The organism is Streptomyces sp. NPDC052101 (assembly GCF_040680235.1).
Lineage (GTDB): Bacteria > Actinomycetota > Actinomycetes > Streptomycetales > Streptomycetaceae > Streptomyces.
On sequence record NZ_JBFAWH010000036.1, the window covers coordinates 42035 to 62930 of the forward strand.

The following is a 20896-nucleotide window of genomic DNA, read 5'->3' on the forward strand; positions in this document are numbered from 1 at the left end:
CCCGACCGGTCCGGGTTGACGCACGACAACAGAAGCATGCACATGCATGCACCGGTCACTCATCCGGAAGGCCTGTCATGAAGATCGGCATCATCGGCGCGGGAAACATCGGCGGCAACCTCACCCGGCGGCTCACCGCCCTCGGCCACGATGTCTCCGTGGCCAACTCCCGTGGTCCCGAGACGCTCAGGGAACTGGCCGAGGAGACCGGCGCGACCGCGGTCCCCGCAACGGAGGCGGCCAAGGGCGCCGAGGTGGTGGTCGTCACCGTCCCGCTGAAGGCGGTCCCGGCCCTCCCCGTCGGCCTGCTGGACGGCGCCGCCGAGGGCGTGGCGGTGATCGACACCGGCAACTACTACCCGCGCGAGCGCGACGGCCGGATCGCGGCCATCGAGGACGAGGGGCTGACCGAGAGCCGCTGGACCGAGCAGCACCTCGGCCACCCCGTGATCAAGGCCTTCAACGGCACCTACGCCCAGGACATCCTGGACCGCCCCCGTCCCGCGGGCGACCCCGAGCGCATCGCCCTCCCGGTCGCCGGCGACGACCGGGAGGCCAAGGCGAAGGTCCGCGCCCTCATCGACGAACTCGGCTTCGACACGGTCGACGCGGGCGGCATCGACGACTCCTGGCGCCAGCAGCCGGACACCCCGGTGTACGGCCTGCGGGCAGGTGCGGAGGGCATCAAGAAGGCCCTCGCGGAGGCCTCCCCGGACCGCCCGGAGGGCTTCCGGGGCTGACCGCCGTGTCCTTACGGCGTCGCCCAGTCCTGCAGCGCGGCCTTGCTCGCGAAGTTCGCCACGTCCTGGTCGTGGGGCGTGCTGGTGTACTGGTGGAAACGCCACTTCGCCTTGATGCGGGGATGACCCGCGCTCACGTAGTCCGCGATCCACAGACCGTCGCCCGCGTAGGACGTGCTGTCGATGTTCAGCCAGAAGTCGAGATTGCAGTAGAGCACGATCCTGTGGGTGGGCCGTAGGGCCTTCACCCTCTTGAGGAAGGTGTCCTTCTCCGAGTTGCTCGCGTGGGTGCCGTCGCCGGTGGTCTCCCAGTCGACGGCGAGGATGTCGCCCGCCCTCGACGGGGCCGCGGTCACGAAGTGCTCGGCCTGGGCGGTGAGGTCGCCGGGCCACAGGAAGTGGTAGAAGCCCACGACCAGGCCGGCGTCACGGGCGGTCTTCGCCTGGGCGCCGGCGTGGGGGTTGACGTACGTACGGCCCTCCGTCGCCTTGATGAAGGCGAAGGAGAGGCCGCTCGTGTCGTACGAGGATGACTGGTACGCGCTGACGTCGATGCCGCGGAGCATGTGGGGGACTCCTCGAAGTGGCGGTGGGGGAAAGGAGTTGCTGGTTGAGTGATGCCCCACGATGGCACGCCCGATCCGTCCCCCGCGCAGGAACGTCAGCTTCGGTCGGTCACCGAACTGAGTACCGATGCGGACTTCGCCGACCAGTCCGAGGTGATGATGCTCGCGTGGTCCTTGGCCAGCAGGGCCAGGCGGGCGGCGACCTCGGCGTCCGTCGGGTCGGTGGAGGAGATGGCCGGGGAGACGCCGGCGGCGTCCGTCATGATCGAGATGTAGTGGTTCGTGGAGTAGAACGACGTGTCGTAACCGTTGTCGACATAGGTGGCCGCGTCGCCGTCGAAGAACACGAACCAGGGGCGGATCGAGGTGTCGGAGGTCCAGCGGGTCGCCCGCGGGTCGCCGCCCGCCGCGCCCAGCACCGCCGGGAAGGCCTGGGCCCGGGAGATGTTCCCGGCCGCGTACAGGTCGCGCAGATGGTCGCCGTACTCCTGGTCCGTCCAGTAGTGGTCGAACGGGTTGGCCTGCTCCACCGTGCCCGGGATCAGTTCGAAGAGGAACTTGCCCTTGAGGGAGTCGCGGTCGGGCCAGGCGTTCGCCTTCGCCGCCGCGTCGAGCGAGCTGTAGCCGCCGCCCAGCAGATCCGCCGGCTTGTAGACGCTGCTGCCGAGCTTCTGTGAGACGAGGGTGTCGAACGCGCCCGGTCCCATCCCCGCGTTGTTGTTGAAGCCGACCTTCATCTCGACCTTGATGACGATCGGCGGGTGGTCGGGGTGGAGCTGGTTCCAGGCGGCCATGTTGTCCAGGCAGCTGCCCAGGTCCTGGTTGCGGCTCTTGCTGTACAGCTCGCCCGGGGTCTTCGCGGCCTCGCAGTTGTTGTCGTTGCCCAGCGGATTGCTGTGGCTGACCCGCCAGCGGTGGGTGAGGGTGTCCACGTACACGTCCAGCTCCAGCAGCGAGGCGCCGGAGTCCAGCGCCTGCGCGAAGTACGTGTACTTGGCCTTGTCGTACGCGTTGTGCGTGCCGATCGCCGTCGTCCCGGAGAACCTGGGCGCCGCCGCGTACGCGTCGCCCGGCCCCGCCGTCAGCACGGTGACCGCCCCGAGGAGTGCCGCCACCCGTCTCACCGCGCCCATGCTCAACTCCCCTTGGTTTCCGTCAATTTGATGACAGCGTAGGAGTAATCGGTTACTGAGCGGTAGCTGCTGGAGAAACATCAGTCGCTCCCGTCCGCCGCCCCTCGTTCCGGCCCGGCGCCCCGAACGCGTCGATAGCATGGCCGGAGCGGCGAGTTGGGGGAGTCCGGGTGGAACCGTTGATGACCATGGCTGTCTCGGCTGTCGGCACGGTCGTTTCGAGCGCCCTCTCCGGAGCGGGCGGCGAGATGGGCCGGCGGACCTCCGAGCGGCTCTACGACCTGCTGAGCCGGGGCCGTGCCGGAGGCGACGGCCAGAGCGACTCGGCTTCCGGAGCGGCAGGTTCGGATCGCCCCACGCTGCCCGTCACCGAGGCCGAGCTGACGGCGGCGGCCCGGCAGCTGCTGGAACTCGCCCGCAGATCCCCGGAGTCGGCCCGCGAGGTGACCGAGTGGGTCCGTGAGGCCTCGTGGCTGTCACCCCGCACCGTACCCGCCGTGGCGCACGGCGCCTCCCGTCCGCAGATGCTGCCCCCGTCGACGGCGGTGTTCACCGACCGCGCGGAGGTGCTCGCGTGGCTGACGGGACTGGTGGACGAGGCGGGCCATGCACCGGGTGCGCCGACGATCGCCGTCCTCACCGGGCCGGGCGGCATCGGCAAGACCGCTGCCGTCGTCCACTGCGCGTCCGCGTTACGGGAGCGGTTTCCCGACGGTGTCCTGTTCGCGGACCTGGGCGGCGCCTTTGCGCACCCGCCCTCCGATGTGCTCGCGCGGTTCCTGGAGCGACTCGGGGTCCCGCCCGCCATGGTGCCGGGCGACGAGGCACGGCAGCGGGATCTGTACCGCGACTGCACGGCCGAGCGGCGCCTGATCGTCGTACTGGACAACGCCCATGACGGCGCCCAGGTGATTCCGTTGCTCCCGGCCTCGCCGGAGTGCCTCGTCCTGGTGACGAGCAGGCATCGGCCGGAGCGCCTCGTGGGCGAGTACGGGGCCCGGCCGTTTTCTCTGCGGCCGCTGTCGACCGAGGATTCCGTCACCTTGATCAGGCGGGTCGTCGGCAGCGGCCGCCGGCCGGCTCCGGACGCCGTCGTGCGGGCCGTGGCGGAAGGCACGGGTGGGATCCCCCTCGCGGTATGCACCACGGGCGCCGGACTGGCCGTCCGGGAACACCTGACATGGGAGCGGGTCGCACAGCGGCTGTCCGACCGCGTCCACGGCCACGACCAGGGAGACACCGCCGTGCGCGAAGGCAGCGGCCAGGAAGGCGCGGCCGATCCGGTCCGTCTCGTTCAGGACGCCTCCTACGGCGAACTGGCCCCCGACTGCGCCGCGTTGTACCGCGCGATCGCGGTGTGGCCCTGGCCGACCGTGACCGTCCTGTGCGCCGCGCAGGCCGCCGGCGTCGGCGAGGGGGAGGCGCGGGCGCTGCTGGAACACCTGGCCCGGGTGCATCTGCTGGAGGAGGTCGGGGAGGAGCGCTACCGGTTCCACGACCTCACCCGGGCCCACGCCCGCGCGCTCGCGGCCGCCGAGGACGGACACGGCCGCATGGCGGCCGCCGTGCGCCGGGTGGCGGTCGCGCAGCTGCGCCTCGCGGCGGGCCTGGACTTCCGGATCATGCCGCTGCGGTGGCGGCTCGGCCCCGCCTACGACCGCCTCGTCCGCCCGGAACACCGCGACCCCGCGGACGGCAAGCGCGCGCTGGCCGAGCTGCGCGATGAGCGGGAGAACCTCGCGGCCGTGATCCAGGCCGCCGCACACCATGGCTTCGACGACCTCGTCTGGCAGCTGTGCGAGGCCATGTGGGGCCTGCATCTGCTGCTCGGCTTCCATGCCCAGTGGATCGACACGCACCTGCTCGGAGCCGAGGCCGCGCGGCGCGGCGCCGCGGAGTTCGGTGACCCGCGCGCCGTGGGCCGCATGTGCACGCAACTGGCCTTCGGGTACCTGGGAGCCGGCCAGGTGGACCGGGCCGCCGACGCCCTCACGCGGGCGAGGGCCGCGGACCGGGCCTGCGGCCACCACCGCGGCGAGGCGACCGCCGTCGAGGCGCTGGGACTGCTCCGCCTCAAGCAGTGGGAGTTCGCGGCGGCCGAGCGGTGCTTCGAGGAGGCGCAGGAGATCCTGAGCCGGATCCGCCCCGGCCAGGACGGCTGGGAGGACGTGCCGCGTGCCACCGCCCTGCTGACACACCACGTCGGCCGCGCCCGGGCCAAGCAGCGGCACTTCCCCGCCGCCATCGCCCACTTGAACGACGCCCTCGACCGGTTCCGCCGTCTGCCGGGCGGCGGCGACGCCTACAACGCGGGCCGTGTCTACATGAGTCTGGGCGACGCCCACCTGGACGCGGGGGACGTGGAGCAGGCGCGCGTGTGCCTGGACGAGGCCGTCAAGGCGATGACCGAGGCGGGCGCGGGGCTGCAACTGGCCGATGCCGTCGAGGTGCGGGCCCGCTGCCACCGGCTGGCGGGCCGCTTGGCGGAGGAAGCGGAGGATCTGCGCACCGCGGCCGCGTCCTACGAGGAGCAGGACAACCCCGTCGGCCTGGCACGCGTACGGGCGCGCCTGGCCGAGCTGGAGGCGTGAGGCCCCGGCTCACGGCGCGAGCCGCTCCACGGCGACGCGATGCGCCGCGACCCCGGTGCGTACGGTGATTCCGGGGAGGGACTGCTCCAGGCTCCTGCCGCTCGCGAGCCAGCCGTGGAGCGCGGAGGCGTAGGCGGCGGGATCGCACAGGTCGGCCCGACCGTCGGCGGCCGCGGCGGCGGACAGCCGGACGAGGTCTCCCGCGCGGGTGCGTACGACACAGCGGTCCGGCCCGTCGACATAGGCGACCAGTGCGCAGTACGGGTGGCGGTCGAGCGCCTCCGCCGTCCAGGCGGCCGGCGGCCCGAGCCGCGGGTCGTCCTCGGCCGCGTACCGTACGACGACGTCGGCGACGCGCAGCCGGCCGGTCTCCCGCGTCTCCTCGTCGACCACCGTGTGCGCGGCCTCGCAGCCCGCGTCCGGTGCGGGCTCGTCCCCGACGGCGGCGTACCGCACGACGCTGACCTCCGGCGGATCCGCGCCGACCTCGCCGACGAGCACACGGACCGGCGCGGTACGACGGGCCGGCTTGTAGGGCGGCAGCGGCAGCGGGTCGAGCAGCGCCGGGTGTCCTTCGGGCTCGGGGACGTCCATGAGGCCGTAGAACAGGCGGCGCAGGAGGGCGGCCGACTCCCCGGGTGACGAACTGGTCTGCTCCGCCTGCTCCTTGTACCGGCCGGGGTCGTGCGCGGTGATGGCCCCGTCGATCTGTGCGCGCAGGCTGTCCCGGCGGACCAGACGCGGAGCGGTACGGCCGAGGGCGGCGACCGGCGAGTCCGGGTCGAGGTCCTGCTGGGGGAACGCGCCGAGAACGACGGGGATGCCGATGGCGGCCGCGTAGTAGGTGACGCTGGAGTGGTCCCCGAGGACGCAGTCGGCGGCGATCAGGGCCTGCCGCCACCCGTCGAGGGGCGGGATCGCGTCGAGACCGGCTCGCCGCGCGTTGTCCAGCCAGGCACGGACCTGGCCCGGCCCATGGCCGTACCAGATGTTGGGATGCAGGACCGCGACGGTCCGGTACTCGTCGGCCGGCAGCTCGGCCGAGAGGCGGGACAGGAGCCAGGGCAGCAGGTCATCCGTCCCCGGCTCGCCGCCGAAGAGGGAGCGCGGCGCCCAGGTGGAGCTGACGACGACCAGACGCTGGCCGGGTCCCACGCCCAACGCGCGGCGGAACAGAGCGCGTTGGGGGAGAGCGGCGAGCATGCGGTCGTAGCACGGGTCCCCGGCGAGTACGGCCGTGGGCGCCGCCTCCGGGCAGGCCGCGCGGAGCCTGTCCAGCTGTTCGGGGTGGGAGAGGACGGTGGCGGTGGCGAGGGGACGCCCGTCCGCGAGCAGCCAGTCCGGCGACAGGCCGAAGACGGGCGACGGGTGTCCGGTGTCCGGTGTCCGGTGTCCGGTGTCCGGTGTGGCCAGCCTTTTATTGTAGCCAACCCCGTGCGACAGGACGGCCAACTTGCCCTGGAGCGCGTCGAGTTCACCGCCGTAGCTGGCGGACACCACCAGGTCGAACGGTGTGTCCCTGGCCTGCTCCCAGGGCAGGACCGGCAGCCCCGCCCGGGCCAGCAGCTCGGGCACCCCTGCGAGGAACGGCGACGAACCGGTGCAGGTCGCGAACAGCTGCACACGCAGGTCGTCGGCGAACAGCGGGAGCACGTCCAGCAGGCGCGTCGCCGACGTCACGTTGTGCACGACGATCAGGACCCGGCGACAGCCCGCCCGCGTGACCCATCGCTCCGCGTCCTCGCCCACCGGCACACGCACCCGAGCCGCCCCGCCCGTCACCCCGCCCGTCACGGGGTTCACCTCAGCACTCGATGATGTTCACCGCAAGTCCGCCCCGTGCCGTCTCCTTGTACTTCACGGACATGTCCGCGCCGGTGTCCTTCATGGTCTTGATGACCTTGTCCAGGGACACCTTGTGGGAGCCGTCGCCGCGCATGGCCATCTTGGCGGCGGTGACCGCCTTCACCGCGGCCATGCCGTTGCGCTCGATGCACGGGATCTGGACCAGGCCGCCGACCGGGTCGCAGGTCAGGCCGAGGTTGTGCTCCATGCCGATCTCGGCCGCGTTCTCGACCTGCTCGGGGGAGCCGCCGAGCACCTCGGCCAGCGCGCCCGCGGCCATGGAGCAGGCGGAGCCGACCTCGCCCTGGCAGCCGACCTCGGCGCCGGAGATGGAGGCGTTCTCCTTGAAGAGCATGCCGATCGCGCCCGCCGCGAGGAGGAAGCGGACCACGCCGTCCTCGTCCGCGCCCGGCACGAAGTTGATGTAGTAGTGCAGGACGGCCGGGATGATGCCCGCCGCGCCGTTCGTGGGGGCCGTGACGACCCGGCCGCCCGCCGCGTTCTCCTCGTTCACCGCCATCGCGTAGAGCGTGATCCACTCCATGGCGTGGGCCAGCGCGTCGCCCTCGGCGCGCAGCTGGCGGGCGGAGACGGCCGCGCGGCGGCGGACCTTCAGACCGCCCGGCAGGATGCCCTCGCGGGACATGCCGCGCTGCACGCACTCGCGCATCACCCGCCATATCTCCAGCAGGCCGGTGCGGATCTCGTCCTCGGTGCGCCAGGCCCGCTCGTTCTCCAGCATCAGCGAGGAGATCGACAGGCCGGTGTCCCGGGTGAGGCGGAGCAGCTCGTCGCCGGTGCGGAAGGGGTACTTCAGGACCGTGTCGTCCAGCTTGATCCGGTCCGCGCCGACCGCGTCCTCGTCGACCACGAACCCGCCGCCGACCGAGTAGTAGGTCTTGCTGAGGAGTTCCGCGCCGGTCGCGCCGTACGCCCACAGGGTCATGCCGTTGGCGTGGTACGGCAGGGTCTCGCGGCGGTGCAGGACGAGATCCTTGTCGTAGTCGAACGCGATCTCGTGCTCGCCCAGGAGGCTGATCCGGCCCTCGGTCCTGATCGCCTCCACGCGCGCGTCCGCCGTCTCCACGTCGACCGTGCGCGGCGAGTCGCCGGCGAGGCCCAGCAGGACTGCCTTCGGGGTGCCGTGGCCGTGCCCGGTGGCGCCCAGGGAGCCGTACAGCTCCGTGCGGACGGAGGCGGTCCTTTCCAGCAGGTCTTCGTTGCGCAGCCGACGGGCGAACATCCGCGCCGCGCGCATCGGGCCGACCGTGTGGGAGCTGGACGGGCCGATGCCGATCGAGAACAGGTCGAAGACCGAGATGGCCACGGTCACTCCTCAAAAGCAGGGGGTTGGCGGGGCGCCCTGCGGACTCTCCTTCGAGAGCCGGAGGCCGCCCCACCGGGGACTTGCGTGTCCGGGTCTACTTGTTCAGGCCCGGGTACAGCGGGTGCTTGTCGGCGAGCGCCTTCACGCGCGCCTTGAGCGCCTCGGCGTCGGCCTCCCCAAAGGGAGACGGCGCCTTCAGCGCCTCGGCGATCACGTCCGCGACCTCGGCGAAGTCCTCGGCCGTGAAGCCGCGGGTCGCGAGGGCCGGCGTACCGATGCGCAGGCCCGAGGTGACCATCGGCGGGCGCGGGTCGTTCGGGACCGCGTTGCGGTTGACCGTGATGCCGACCTCGTGGAGGCGGTCCTCGGCCTGCTGGCCGTCCAGCTCGGACTCCCGCAGGTCGACCAGGATCAGGTGCACGTCCGTGCCGCCGGACAGCACGTTCACCCCGGCCTCACGGGCGTCCGCCGCCGTCAGCCGCTCGGCGAGGATGCGGGCACCGTCCACGGTACGACGCTGGCGCTCCTCGAAGTCCTCCGAGGCCGCGACCTTGAAGGAGACCGCCTTCGCCGCGATCACATGCTCCAGGGGGCCGCCCTGGAAGCCGGGGAAGACGGAGGAGTTCAGCTTCTTCGCGAAGTCCTTCTTCGCGAGGATGATGCCGCCGCGCGGGCCGCCCAGGGTCTTGTGGGTCGTGGAGGTGACCACGTCCGCGAACGGCACCGGGTTCGCGTGCAGGCCGGCCGCGACCAGGCCGGCGAAGTGCGCCATGTCGACCCACAGGTACGCCTCGACCTCGTCGGCGATCCGGCGGAACTCGGCGAAGTCCAGCTCGCGGGGGTACGCCGACCAGCCCGCGATGATCACCTTCGGGCGGTGCTCCTTGGCGAGCCGCTCCAGCTCGGCCATGTCGACCAGGCCGGTCTCGGCGTCCACGTGGTAGGCGACCACGTTGAACTGCTTGCCGGAGAAGTTCAGGCGCATGCCGTGGGTCAGGTGGCCGCCGTGCGCGAGGTCCAGGCCGAGGATGGTGTCCCCGGGCTGGGCCAGCGCGAACAGGGCCGCCTGGTTGGCGGAGGCGCCGGAGTGGGGCTGGACGTTGGCGTACTCGGCGCCGAACAGCTCCTTGACCCGGTCGATGGCGATCTGCTCGGCGACGTCGACGTGCTCGCAGCCGCCGTAGTAGCGGCGGCCCGGGTAGCCCTCGGCGTACTTGTTGGTGAGGACCGAGCCCTGCGCCTCCATCACCGCGACCGGCGCGAAGTTCTCGGAGGCGATCATCTCCAGCGTGGACTGCTGGCGGTGCAGCTCGGCGTCGACCGCGGCGGCTATCTCCGGGTCCAGCTCATGCAGGGGCGTGTTCAGGACAGTCATACGGCTACGACTCCTCAGCCGGCGGTCTCGGCGGTGTACTCGTCGGCGGAGAGCAGGTCGGCCGGCTCCTCCGTGACGCGTACCTTGAACAGCCAGCCGCCCTCGAAGGGGGCGGAGTTCACCAGCGACGGGTCGTCGACGACGCTCTCGTTGACCTCGGTGACCTCACCGGTGACCGGCGAGTACAGGTCGGAGACCGACTTGGTCGACTCCAGCTCGCCGCAGGTCTCGCCCGCGGTCACGGTGGAGCCGGCCTCGGGGAGCTGGACGAAGACGACATCGCCGAGCGCGTTGGCCGCGTGCTCCGTGATGCCGACCGTCGACACGCCGTCCTCGGCGGCCGACAGCCACTCGTGCTCCTTGCTGTAGCGCAGCTGCTGGGGGTTGCTCATGGCCTGAATTCTCCTGTACGCGCGTGAGTGCTGGTGAAGGGGGACTGCTGAAAACGCGTGCGAGCAGCGGTGATGTGCCCGACGTCACGTCCTGGGGCTCTGCCGCGGGACTACGAAGGTGTCACTTCTGACGCTTGTAGAACGGCAGCGCCACGACCTCGTACGGCTCGTGGCTGCCCCGGATGTCCACGCCGACACCTTCGGTGCCCGGCGCCGCGTGCGCCGCGTCGACGTAGGCCATGGCGATCGGCTTGCCCAGGGTGGGAGAGGGGGCGCCGGAGGTGACCTCGCCGATCACCTCACCGCCCGCGACGACGGCATACCCGGCGCGTGGGACACGGCGGCCCTCGGCGATCAGGCCGACCAGGACGCGCGGCGGGTTCTGCTCGGCGCGGGAGGCGGCCTCGGTGAGCGCCTCGCGGCCCACGAAGTCGCCCTCCTTCTCGAACTTCACCACCCGGCCGAGCCCGGCGTCGAAGGGGGTGAGCGAGGTGGTCAGCTCGTGCCCGTACAGCGGCATGCCCGCCTCCAGGCGCAGGGTGTCCCGGCAGGACAGGCCGCACGGGACCAGGCCGACGCCCTCGCCGGCCTTGGTCAGCGCCTGCCACAGCTCCACGGCGTGCTCCGGCTTCACGAACAGCTCGAAGCCGTCCTCGCCGGTGTAGCCGGTGCGGGCGATCAGCGCGGGGACGCCGGCGACCGTGCCGGGCAGCCCGGCGTAGTACTTCAGGCCGTCGAGGTCGGCGTCGGTGAGCGACTTCAGGATGCCGGGGGACTCCGGGCCCTGGACGGCGATGAGCGCGTACGCGTCCCGGTCGTCGCGGACCTCGGCGTCGAAGCCGGCGGCGCGCTCGGTCAGCGCGTCCAGCACGACCTGGGCGTTGGAGGCGTTGGCGACCACCATGTACTCGGTCTCGGCGAGCCGGTAGACGATCAGGTCGTCCAGGATGCCGCCGTCGGCCTGGCAGATCATGGTGTAGCGGGCGCGGCCGACGCCGACGGAGGCGATGTTGCCGACCAGGGCGAAGTTCAGCAGGGCGGCCGCCTGGGCGCCGGTGACGGTGATCTCGCCCATGTGGGAGAGGTCGAAGAGGCCCGCCTTCGTCCGCACGGCGAGGTGCTCGTCGCGCTCGGAGCCGTAGCGCAGGGGCATGTCCCAGCCGGCGAAGTCGGTCATCGTCGCACCGAGCGAGCGATGCAGGGCATCGAGCGCGGTGCGGCGCGGCTCAGTGGGTTCGGTACTGCTCATCGGTCGGTCGTCTCCCAGGAAAGGCAGGACAGGCGAGGAACGTTCCTCCCCATCTGTCATCGGAACCTGAGAGGTTCGCCGGGACCGCCACAGGGACGATCACGGCTTGCACCTTGGGTGGAGCCACTGTCACAGCGGCCCGCTTTTCAGATGTGCCTCGCCCGCGCGGTAACGGGGCCTGAGAGATTCAAGGGAGGGACTTGCTCCTTCGGCGCCCCAGCGAAGGCTGCTGGGGACTCTCCCGCGCGGATTCAAACGGCCGGTATGCAGTTGGCGGCCACATCATTGCACGGCGTGCGGGCTTTTGTAACCGACCTGTGGCAGGACGCGGACCCCGCCACCGACATCGTCCATTACCTTCTCTTTACATACAGCGGGAACGAGGATTACCGGGCCGACAGGGGAGGACGATCACGGTGAACAGGACCCCGGCGTACGCCACCGTCAGCACCGGTATCGCAGTGCCGGGGCAGCGTCCCGCCCCGGCCCCGCGCGTCCGCGATCTGCGCGACCGCGCCGGCCGCAGCCCGCGCGCCCTGCTCTTCGGCCCCGCGGACCTGGTGGTGATCACCGGCCTGCCCGGCAGCGGCAAGTCCACCCTGATGCGGCGGGCGGTCCCCGGCCGGGGCATCGACTCCCAGGACACCCGCGACCGCTTCGCCGCCCGCCTGCCCCGCCTCCTGCCCTACGCGCTCTACCGCCCCCTGGTCCGCCTCGCCCACTACGCCGGCCTGCACCGCGCCCTGCGCACCGGGCAGGGCGTCGTCGTGCACGACTGCGGCACCCAGCCCTGGGTGCGCGCCTGGCTCGCCCGCGAGGCCCGCCGCCGCGGCGGCACCCTCCATCTGCTGCTGCTCGACGTCACCCCGGGCACCGCCCGCGCGGGCCAGCGCGAGCGCGGCCGGGGCGTCTCCCGCTACGCCTTCGGCCGCCACCGTCGTACGACCGCCCGGCTGCTCGGCGCGGTCGAGCGGGGCGAGCTGCCCGCGGGCTGCGGCTCGGCGGTGCTGCTGGACCGCGCGGCGGCGGACGCCCTGCGGCGGATCGCCTTCACGGGGTGAGGGGCCGGATCACGGGACGAGGGGCAGGATCAAGAGACCGGATCAAGGGGCCGGGGGACTGTCACAGCCACCCGCTAGCCTTCATGGTCACAGCAGTGGTTCCCAGCAGGCGGTAGGCAGATGGACTTCCCGGCGGACATTCCCGCGGACTTCCCGGCACAGGCACACCCCCAGCCGCACGGCGGCTGGCCCGGCAACGAACTGGAGGAGGTGCTCTCGGCCTCCCTCGGCATACCCGCGGCGGCGGGCCGGATCATCGAGGTCCTGGGCCGCAGCCTGCTCTGGATACCGCTGCCGAACGGCGGCGGCCCGGGCACCGGCCCGCTCGACCTGCCCACGCTGGACATCGACGGCCAGGTCTACGTCCCGGTGTTCAGCTCCGAGGAGCAGCTGCGCCAGGCGACCGGCTCCCATATGTCGTACACGATCGCCCCCGCCGTGGACTTCGCCCGCGGTCTGCCCGCGCAGGTCGGCATCGCGGTGAACCCCGACGCCCTGGTCGGCATCCCGCTGCCGCCCGCGGCCGTGGCCGAGCTGTGCCGGTCCGGCCGTACGCCGCTCGACGGCCCCGCCACCGGCGGCCGGGTCCGCCTCTTCGAGCCCGACTGGCAGGACGACCCGGTCGACTTCCTCTCCGCCGCGTCCGCCGAGTTCGCCCAGACCGGCGTGGTCCTCACCGCCCGCCGCTGCCTGGCCGCCATCGAGACGGACGACCCGGTCATGTTCATCGGCGTGGAGCTGTCCCAGTGGGAGGGCGACCTGCGCGCCCGCCCCCTGGAGGCCCTGGGCAAAGCCCTCGGAAAAATACCGGTGCGCTGGCCGGTCAACCTGGTCCTCCTGGACGTGACGGACGACCCGGTGGCCACCTGGCTGAAGTCAAACGTCCGCCCCTTCTATCAATACGGCAACTGAAGCATCCCCGGGGGCGCGGGGAACCGCGCGACGAGCCACAACGCACCCGCACCCGCGTACGGACCCGAGGCCGTACCCCGGTGGGCGCTTAAGCTGTCTCCGAACGCGGGGTACTGAAAAGAGAAGGGGCACGACAGGTGAGCGCGAGCCACATGGGCAGCGTCGAGCACATGCTGCGCCAGGTCACCCCCGGCCGCTACGACGCCTACGAGGCCCTGCTGCGCGCCCTCGCGACCCCGTCCTCCGGCCAGATCTGGATGCTCCTGTGGCACGGCCAGTCCGGCTCCCCGGACGCCCAGTACGGGAACATGGAGATCGAGGGCTTCCACTACGCCCCCTGCGTCACCTCCGCCCAGGAACTCTCCGCCAGCGGCTGGAACCGGTCGTACGAGGTCGTCGACGCCCTCGACGTGGCCCGCACCCTCTACCCGGACCACTACGGCCTCTGGCTCAACCCGCACGCCCCGGGCGGCGGCGTCGGCATCCCCTGGCTGGACCTGCGCCGTATCGCCACGGGCCTGGACCGCCAGCCCGCCGGGCCCCTACGGCTGACCGAACCCGGCATCGAGATCCCGCAGTTCTACGCCCTGCTCGCGCAGAACGCCCACCGCACCCCCGCCCTGCGCTCCCTGCGCCGCGCCTGGGTGCAGCCGGCGCTCGGCGCGCCGTACCTCGCCATCGGCCTGGACGTGTACGACACCTCGCCGGCCGCAGTCGACTCGGTGCGTGCGATGATGCAGCAGTCCGTGGGCGCGGTCCCGGAGGGCCTGCCGGTCTCGACGGTCGCGATGACCGACGAGTACGACCCGGTGGTGATCTGGATGCGGGCCAATGCCCGCCCGTTCTACGACCGCGAGGCCCACGCGGCGCCGCCCCAGCCCCAGCTCCAGGCCTCTCCCCAGCCGCAGGCCCCGGCTGCCGGATACGGCTATCCGCCGGTGCACGGCAGCTACTGACCTGGGCAAATGGGCCATAAGGCCCCTTCTGCGCGGCAGTCCGCTTCCGACAGTGCCGTCCGCTCCCCGTAACTCTTTGTCCGCATAACAGGAAACGCCTGCTTGCATCACGGTTGCGCATCCATTCCCCGCCAAGGCTGGCGGCTGATCGCGCCAGCGTTGAAGACTCCCCCTTCAAGGGGTTCGCCCCTGTGTACGACGGACTTGTTTGATGCCGCTACCAGCGGCAAGTGCGGGCCGGTTACCGCCGGTTGAGAGGGGTCCCAGCCTAATGACGGCACCATTGCACGAGCCGACCGCGGAAGCGGCCCCGGGTGCGGCAGAGGAAGCTGCGGTCGCGGCCACCGGCGCGAAGGCCGTCCAGGGCCGGTCCCTGGGCCGAATCGCCTGGGAGCGGCTCAAGCGGGACAAACTCGCCCTGACGGGCGGCGTCGTCGTGCTTCTCCTGATCGTGATCGCGCTGCTCGCACCGGTGATCACGAGCCTCGTCGGACAGGACCCGGACGTCTACCACCAGGGCCTGATCGACCCGCTGTTCAGCACCCCCAAGGGTTCCCTGGGCGGCATGAGCGGCGACCACCTGCTCGGTGTGGAGCCGGTCAACGGCCGCGACATCTTCGCCCGCATCCTCTACGGCGCCCAGATCTCGCTGCTCGTCGGCTTCCTGTCCGCCGTGGTCGCCGTCATCCTGGGCACCGTCCTCGGCATCCTCGCGGGCTTCTTCGGCGGCTGGGTGGACTCGGTCATCAGCCGCGTCATGGACGGCCTGCTGGCCTTCCCGCAGCTGCTGTTCATCATCGCGCTGGTCTCCGTCATGCCCAACCAGATGCTGGGACTCACCGGCACGGGCGTGCGCGTCTTCGTGATGATCCTGGTCATCGGCTTCTTCGGCTGGCCGTACATCGGCCGTGTGGTCCGTGGCCAGACGCTGTCGCTGCGTGAGCGCGAGTACGTCGAGGCGGCCCGCTCGCTCGGCGCCGGGCAGTTCTACATCCTCTTCAAGGAACTGCTGCCCAATCTCGTCGCGCCCATCATCGTCTACACGACGATGATGATCCCCACGAACATCCTCACCGAAGCGGCGCTCAGCTTCCTGGGCGTGGGCGTCAAGCCGCCCACGTCCTCCTGGGGGCAGATGCTCTCGAGCGCGATCGATTACTACGACTCGGACCCCATGTACATGGTGATCCCCGGCGTGGCGATCTTCATCACGGTTCTTGCCTTCAACCTTTTCGGCGACGGCGTGCGCGACGCGCTGGACCCGAAGGGCTCGCGCTGAAGTGCCGTACCCCAAGCGTCCCGTGAGTTCATCCACGGGGTCTCTCATCAAGTTCGGAGGATCCGAGATCGTGACTACCCAACGCACCTCAGGGCGGCGCAAGCAGGCCCTTGCCGCTGCCGCAGTGGTCGCCGGGCTGCTGACCACGGCGGCGTGCGGCGGAGGCAACGGCGGCGGCTCGAAGGACGGGGCAGCCGGCTTCGACGCGGCGAACAACAAGGTGGCCCAGGCCGACCAGGCCAAAAAGGGCGGCACCCTGAAGTTCGTGAGCACGCAGGACGCCGACTCGTGGGACACCACGCGCGGCTACTACGGCTTCATGTGGGACTTCTCCCGCTACTACAGCCGCCAGCTGCTCACCTACAAGACGGAGCCGGGTGCCGAGGGCGCGAAGGTCACCCCGGACCTCGCCACCGACATGGGCAAGGTCTCGGACGGCGGCAAGACCTACACCTTCTCGCTGCGCGACGGCATCACCTGGGAGGACGGCAAGCCGATCACCTCCCAGGACATCAAGTACGGCATCGAGCGCGTCTGGGCGCAGGACGTCCTGTCCGGCGGTCCGATCTACCTCCAGCAGATGCTGGACCCGAAGAACACCTACAAGGGTCCGTACAAGGACACCGCGAAGGACCACCTGGGCCTGAAGGCGATCGACACGCCGGACGCCAAGACGATCGTCTTCCACCTGCCGACGCCCAACTCGGACTTCCTCCAGGTGCTGGCGATGAACTCGGCCTCCCCGGTCCGCCAGGACAAGGACACCAAGTCCAAGTACGGCCTGCACCCGTTCTCCTCGGGCCCGTACAAGTTCGAGTCGTACAGCCCGGGCAAGAACCTGGTCCTGGTCCGCAACACCAGCTGGAAGGCGTCCTCGGACCCGGTCCGCAAGGCGTACCCGGACAAGATCACCCTGGACATCTCCACCAACCAGGCCGACTCCGACCAGCGTCTGATCAACGGCGACTACGACATCGACGCTTCGCAGACCGGCCTTGGCCCGCAGGGTCGCCAGATCGCCCTGAAGGAGCACAAGGGCAACCTGGACAACCCGGTCTCCGGCTTCATCCGCTACGCGGTCTTCCCGCAGAGCGTCAAGCCGTTCGACAACCTCCACTGCCGCAAGGCCGTGATCTACGCCGCCGACCACGTCTCGCTGCAGACCGCCCGCGGCGGCCCGGTCGCCGGCGGTGACATCGGCACCAACATGCTCCCGCCGTCGGTCGCCGGTGGCGAGGGCCAGAAGTACGACCCGTACCAGATCTCCGGTGCCAACAAGAACGGCAACGTCAACCTGGCCAAGCAGGAGCTGAAGGCCTGCGGTCAGCCGAACGGCTTCTCGACCACGATCGCCGTCCGCAACAACAAGACGCAGGAAGTGGCCACGGCCGAGTCCCTGCAGGCCGCGCTGAAGAAGGTCGGCATCAACGCCGACATCTACCAGTACGACGGCTCGCAGTCCCCCGGCATCATCGGCTCCCCGTCGAACGTCGCGAAGAAGAAGCTCGGCATCATCATCATGGGCTGGGGACCGGACTTCCCGACCGTCCAGGGCTACGGCATCCCGCTGTGGAGCAGCAACTACATCCTGCAGAGCGGTAACAACAACTACGCCCTGATCAAGGACAAGTCGATCGACGGCCTGTTCGACCAGTACACCGGCACGCTGGACGAGTCGAAGAAGACCCAGATCTCCACGGAGATCAACCACAAGGTCATGGAGGGCGCGTACTACCTGCCCTTCACCTTCGAGCGGCTGCTCAACATCCGCTCCTCGCGTGTGGCCAACGTGTACACGACGAACGCGTACAGCGGTTACTACGACTTCGTCAACCTCGGCCTGAAGTCCTCGAAGTAAACCCGGCACACCCGCCGAACGGCACGAAAGGCAGGTGAAGGCCGGCGCGGCGAGCCGCGGGCCCTCCGGAAGACCTCCGGGGGCCCGCGGTCCGCGGCGGGCCGTTAGCTGTGCTCGCTTACCTCATCAGGCGGCTGTTCGCCGCCGCAGTGATGCTGGTGGTCATCATCCTGGTGGTCTTCAGCATCTTCTTCCTCGTCCCCAAGTGGGCGGGCGTGGACATCGCCACGAGCTTCGTGGGCAAGCAGGCGGACCCGCACGCCGTCGCGGCGGTGCGCGAGAAGCTGGGTCTGAGCGACCCGATCTACGCGCAGGTCTGGCACTTCTTCAAGGGCATCTTCGTGGGCCGCACCTACGCGGCCGGCGGCGATGTCACCCACTGTGCCGCGCCGTGCTTCGGCTACTCCTTCCGCAGCGAGCAGGCCGTCTGGCCGGTGCTGACCGACCGCTTCCCGGTGACCCTGGGGCTCGCGCTCGGCGCCGCCGTGCTGTGGCTGGTCTTCGGTGTCGCGGCGGGTGTGCTCTCCGCCCTCAAGCGGGGCAGCCTCTGGGACCGCGGCGCGATGGTCATCGCCCTCAGCGGTGTCTCCCTGCCTATCTACTTCACCGGTCTGCTCTCGCTGGCGATCTTCAGCTACGGACTGAACTGGATCGACGGCAAGTACGTCTCCCTCGGTGACAGCTTCTCCGGCTGGCTCGGCGGCATGATCCTGCCCTGGATCACCCTCGCCTTCCTGTACGCGGCGATGTACGCCCGTATCACCCGGGCCACCATGCTGGAGATCCTCGGTGAGGACTACATCCGTACCGCCCGCGCCAAGGGCCTCACGGAGCCGGTCGTCATCGGCAAGCACGCCATGCGCTCCACGATGACCCCGATCCTGACCATGCTCGGCATGGACCTCGGCGCCCTGATCGGCGGTGCGATCCTCACCGAGACCACGTTCAGCATCCCCGGCCTCGGCCAGGCCGTGCTGACCGCCATCAAGAACCAGGACCTCCCCATCATCCTGGGCGTCACCCTGATCACCTCCCTCGCGGTGCTCCTCGCCAACCTTGCGGTGGACGTCCTGTACGCCGTGATCGACCCCCGAGTGAGGCTCTCATGACCGAACTCAGCAAGACCGGAGCGGCCGTGGGCGAGCCCACGGACGCCTCGCCCGCGCCGACCTCCTTCCTGGAAGTGCGCGACCTGAAGGTGCACTTCCCGACCGACGACGGTCTGGTCAAGTCCGTCGACGGCCTGAGCTTCACGCTGGAGAAGGGCAAGACCCTCGGCATCGTGGGCGAGTCCGGCTCCGGCAAGTCCGTGACCTCGCTCGGCATCATGGGCCTGCACACCGCCGGCCAGTACGGCAAGCGCAAGGCGCAGATCTCCGGCGAGATCTGGCTGAACGGCACCGAGCTGCTGTCCGCCGACCCCGACCACGTGCGCAAGCTGCGCGGCCGCGAGATGGCGATGATCTTCCAGGATCCGCTGTCCGCGCTGCACCCGTACTACACGATCGGCGCGCAGATCGTGGAGGCGTACCGGATCCACCACGACGTCGACAAGAAGACCGCCCGCAAGCGGGCGATCGAGATGCTCGACCGCGTGGGCATCCCGCAGCCGGACAAGCGGGTGGACAGCTACCCGCACGAGTTCTCCGGCGGCATGCGCCAGCGCGCCATGATCGCCATGTCGCTCGTGAACAACCCCGAGCTGCTCATCGCGGACGAGCCGACCACCGCGCTCGACGTGACGGTCCAGGCGCAGATCCTCGACCTGATCCGCGACCTGCAGAAGGAGTTCGGCTCCGCGGTCATCGTCATCACCCACGACCTGGGCGTCGTCGCCGAACTGGCCGACGACATCCTGGTGATGTACGGCGGCCGCTGCGTCGAGCGCGGTCCGGCCGAGAAGGTGTTCTACGAGCCCCGCCACCCCTACACCTGGGGTCTGCTCGGCTCGATGCCGCGCCTGGACCGCGACCAGCAGGAGCGCCTGATCCCGGTGAAGGGCTCCCCGCCCTCGCTGATCAACATCCCGTCCGGCTGCGCCTTCAACCCGCGCTGCCCGTACGCGGACCTCCCGAAGGACAACCTGACCCGCACGGTCCGCCCGGAGCTGACCGAGGTCGGAACCAAGCACTGGGCCGCCTGCCATATGTCGCAGGAGCAGCGGGAACGGATCTGGACCGAAGAGATTGCGCCGAAGCTGTGAGTGAGAACACAGAGGACAAAGAAGTGAAGGCCTCTGGTGCGGCCACCCTCAGCAAGGACGTCGCCCCCGGCGAGACCCTGCTGAAGGTGACCGGGCTGCAGAAGCACTTCCCCATCAAGAAGGGCCTGTTCCAGCGACAGGTCGGCGCCGTGCGCGCCGTCGACGGGCTCGACTTCGAGGTCCGCTCCGGCGAAACCCTCGGTGTCGTGGGCGAGTCGGGCTGCGGCAAGTCGACGATGGGCCGGCTGATCACCCGGCTGCTCGAACCGACCGCCGGCAGCATCGAGTTCGAGGGCAAGGACATCACGCACCTTGGCGTGAACGGCATGCGTCCCATGCGCCGCGACGTGCAGATGATCTTCCAGGACCCGTACTCGTCGCTGAACCCGCGCCACACCATCGGCACGATCGTCGGTGCCCCCTTCCGCCTCCAGGGCGTCGAGCCCGAGGGCGGCGTCAAGAAGGAAGTGCAGCGGCTGCTGTCGGTGGTCGGCCTCAACCCCGAGCACTACAACCGCTATCCGCACGAGTTCTCCGGCGGTCAGCGCCAGCGCATCGGCATCGCCCGCGCGCTCGCCCTGAAGCCGAAGCTGGTCGTCGCGGACGAGCCGGTCTCCGCGCTGGACGTGTCGATCCAGGCGCAGGTCGTGAACCTCATGGACGACCTCCAGGAGGAGCTGGGCCTGACGTATGTGATCATCGCGCACGACCTCTCGGTGGTCCGGCACGTCTCGGACCGCATCGCGGTGATGTACCTCGGCAAGATCGTCGAACTGGCCGACCGGGAATCGCTGTACAAGGCGCCGATGCACCCGTACACCAAGGCGCTGATGTCGGCGGTGCCGATCCCGGACCCGAAGCGGAAGAACGCGAAGAGCGAGCGCATCCTGCTCAAGGGCGACGTGCCCTCGCCGATCTCGCCGCCCTCGGGCTGCCGCTTCCACACCCGGTGCTGGAAGGCGACGGAGATCTGCCGGACCACGGAGCCCGCGCTGCTGGAGCTGAAGCTCGGTCAGCGGGTCGCCTGCCACCACCCGGAGAACTTCGAGGACCAGGCCCCGCAGGACACGGTGCTGCTGAGCGCCGCGAAGGAGGCGGCGGAGCTGGTCGCCGACGAGGTCCTCGCGGAGTCGGCGGAGACGTCGGCGGCCGTGGCTGCGGAGCTGGCGGAGGAGACCTCGGAAGAGGCCTCGGAGGAGGCTGCGGAAGAGACCTCGGAGGAGGCCGCTGCCGAGTCCGGTGCCGAAGAGGCCGCCGCCGAGGCTTCCGAGTCCGCGTCCGAGTCCGAGTCCGAGCCCGAGACGGCGTCCGACTCCCAGGAGTCAACCGACAAGTAGCGCATGACAGTCCGGCAAAGTCATGCACATGTCTGATCGGGAGAGTGCAGAGTCGTCCGTGTCCGACCACTG

17 protein-coding genes and 1 riboswitch are annotated in these 20896 nt (G+C 70.4%); of the genes, 10 read left to right on the forward strand and 7 right to left on the reverse strand.

Annotated features, from left to right (window positions below; translation table 11 throughout):
* The first annotated feature begins 77 nt into the window (after positions 1-77).
* The gene (locus AB0L75_RS37320; RefSeq protein ID WP_365190440.1) at positions 78-740 is read left to right on the forward strand and encodes an NAD(P)-binding domain-containing protein; all 663 of its coding nucleotides are present in this window, start codon (positions 78-80) and stop codon (positions 738-740) included.
* An 11-nt stretch (positions 741-751) separates the two neighbouring features.
* Here the strand turns inward: AB0L75_RS37320 and AB0L75_RS37325 are convergent, their stop codons facing one another.
* Together AB0L75_RS37325 and AB0L75_RS37330 are read right to left on the reverse strand one after the other, a co-directional pair.
* The gene (locus AB0L75_RS37325; protein ID WP_365190441.1) at positions 752-1306 is read right to left on the reverse strand and encodes a glycoside hydrolase family 25 protein; all 555 of its coding nucleotides are present in this window, start codon (positions 1304-1306) and stop codon (positions 752-754) included.
* Positions 1307-1401: 95 nt separating this feature from the next.
* On the reverse strand, positions 1402-2439 hold the full coding sequence (locus AB0L75_RS37330) for a phosphatidylinositol-specific phospholipase C domain-containing protein (RefSeq protein ID WP_365190443.1): 1038 nt from the start codon (positions 2437-2439) through the stop codon (positions 1402-1404).
* Between the two features lie 188 nt (positions 2440-2627).
* Between AB0L75_RS37330 and AB0L75_RS37335 the strand changes: the two genes are divergently transcribed.
* Positions 2628-5030, forward strand: a complete 2403-nt coding sequence (locus tag AB0L75_RS37335; protein WP_365190444.1) for a tetratricopeptide repeat protein — start codon at positions 2628-2630, stop codon at positions 5028-5030.
* Positions 5031-5039: 9 nt separating this feature from the next.
* Here the strand turns inward: AB0L75_RS37335 and AB0L75_RS37340 are convergent, their stop codons facing one another.
* The 5 genes from AB0L75_RS37340 to gcvT form a co-directional block, all read right to left on the reverse strand.
* Positions 5040-6824 carry a hypothetical protein gene (locus tag AB0L75_RS37340; protein WP_365190445.1) on the reverse strand — a complete coding sequence of 595 codons (1785 nt, stop codon included), beginning with the start codon at positions 6822-6824 and terminating at the stop codon, positions 5040-5042.
* A 10-nt stretch (positions 6825-6834) separates the two neighbouring features.
* The gene (locus AB0L75_RS37345; protein ID WP_365190447.1) at positions 6835-8202 is read right to left on the reverse strand and encodes an L-serine ammonia-lyase; all 1368 of its coding nucleotides are present in this window, start codon (positions 8200-8202) and stop codon (positions 6835-6837) included.
* A 94-nt stretch (positions 8203-8296) separates the two neighbouring features.
* Positions 8297-9577 carry a serine hydroxymethyltransferase gene (gene glyA, locus AB0L75_RS37350; RefSeq protein ID WP_365190448.1) on the reverse strand — a complete coding sequence of 427 codons (1281 nt, stop codon included), beginning with the start codon at positions 9575-9577 and terminating at the stop codon, positions 8297-8299.
* Positions 9578-9591: 14 nt separating this feature from the next.
* Positions 9592-9969 carry a glycine cleavage system protein GcvH gene (gene gcvH / locus AB0L75_RS37355; protein WP_365190450.1) on the reverse strand — a complete coding sequence of 126 codons (378 nt, stop codon included), beginning with the start codon at positions 9967-9969 and terminating at the stop codon, positions 9592-9594.
* A gap of 121 nt (positions 9970-10090) precedes the next feature.
* Complete coding sequence (gene gcvT, locus AB0L75_RS37360; RefSeq protein WP_365190451.1) at positions 10091-11218, reverse strand: glycine cleavage system aminomethyltransferase GcvT; 1128 nt, start codon at positions 11216-11218, stop codon at positions 10091-10093.
* A gap of 156 nt (positions 11219-11374) precedes the next feature.
* Positions 11375-11472, reverse strand: a riboswitch (glycine riboswitch).
* A 156-nt stretch (positions 11473-11628) separates the two neighbouring features.
* Here gcvT and AB0L75_RS37365 point away from each other — a divergent pair.
* The 8 genes from AB0L75_RS37365 to AB0L75_RS37400 all read left to right on the forward strand — a co-directional run bounded on the left by AB0L75_RS37365 (position 11629) and on the right by AB0L75_RS37400 (position 20824).
* Positions 11629-12279, forward strand: coding sequence for an AAA family ATPase (locus AB0L75_RS37365; protein ID WP_365190478.1), 651 nt, complete (start codon positions 11629-11631; stop codon positions 12277-12279).
* Between the two features lie 120 nt (positions 12280-12399).
* Complete coding sequence (locus AB0L75_RS37370; protein WP_365190453.1) at positions 12400-13191, forward strand: enhanced serine sensitivity protein SseB; 792 nt, start codon at positions 12400-12402, stop codon at positions 13189-13191.
* 152 nt (positions 13192-13343) lie between these two features.
* Positions 13344-14147 carry an enhanced serine sensitivity protein SseB C-terminal domain-containing protein gene (locus AB0L75_RS37375; RefSeq protein WP_365190480.1) on the forward strand — a complete coding sequence of 268 codons (804 nt, stop codon included), beginning with the start codon at positions 13344-13346 and terminating at the stop codon, positions 14145-14147.
* Between the two features lie 271 nt (positions 14148-14418).
* On the forward strand, positions 14419-15426 hold the full coding sequence (locus AB0L75_RS37380; protein ID WP_365190455.1) for an ABC transporter permease: 1008 nt from the start codon (positions 14419-14421) through the stop codon (positions 15424-15426).
* 70 nt (positions 15427-15496) lie between these two features.
* Entirely contained in the window at positions 15497-17284 is a 1788-nt protein-coding gene (locus AB0L75_RS37385) for an ABC transporter substrate-binding protein (protein ID WP_365190457.1), read from the forward strand.
* A 110-nt stretch (positions 17285-17394) separates the two neighbouring features.
* The gene (locus tag AB0L75_RS37390; RefSeq protein WP_365190459.1) at positions 17395-18393 is read left to right on the forward strand and encodes an ABC transporter permease; all 999 of its coding nucleotides are present in this window, start codon (positions 17395-17397) and stop codon (positions 18391-18393) included.
* On the forward strand, positions 18390-19487 hold the full coding sequence (locus tag AB0L75_RS37395; protein WP_365190461.1) for an ABC transporter ATP-binding protein: 1098 nt from the start codon (positions 18390-18392) through the stop codon (positions 19485-19487). Before AB0L75_RS37390 ends, AB0L75_RS37395 begins: the two co-directional genes overlap by 4 nt.
* Positions 19488-19510: 23 nt before the next feature.
* The gene (locus AB0L75_RS37400) at positions 19511-20824 is read left to right on the forward strand and encodes a dipeptide ABC transporter ATP-binding protein (protein ID WP_365190463.1); all 1314 of its coding nucleotides are present in this window, start codon (positions 19511-19513) and stop codon (positions 20822-20824) included.
* The last annotated feature ends 72 nt before the right edge of the window (positions 20825-20896 follow it).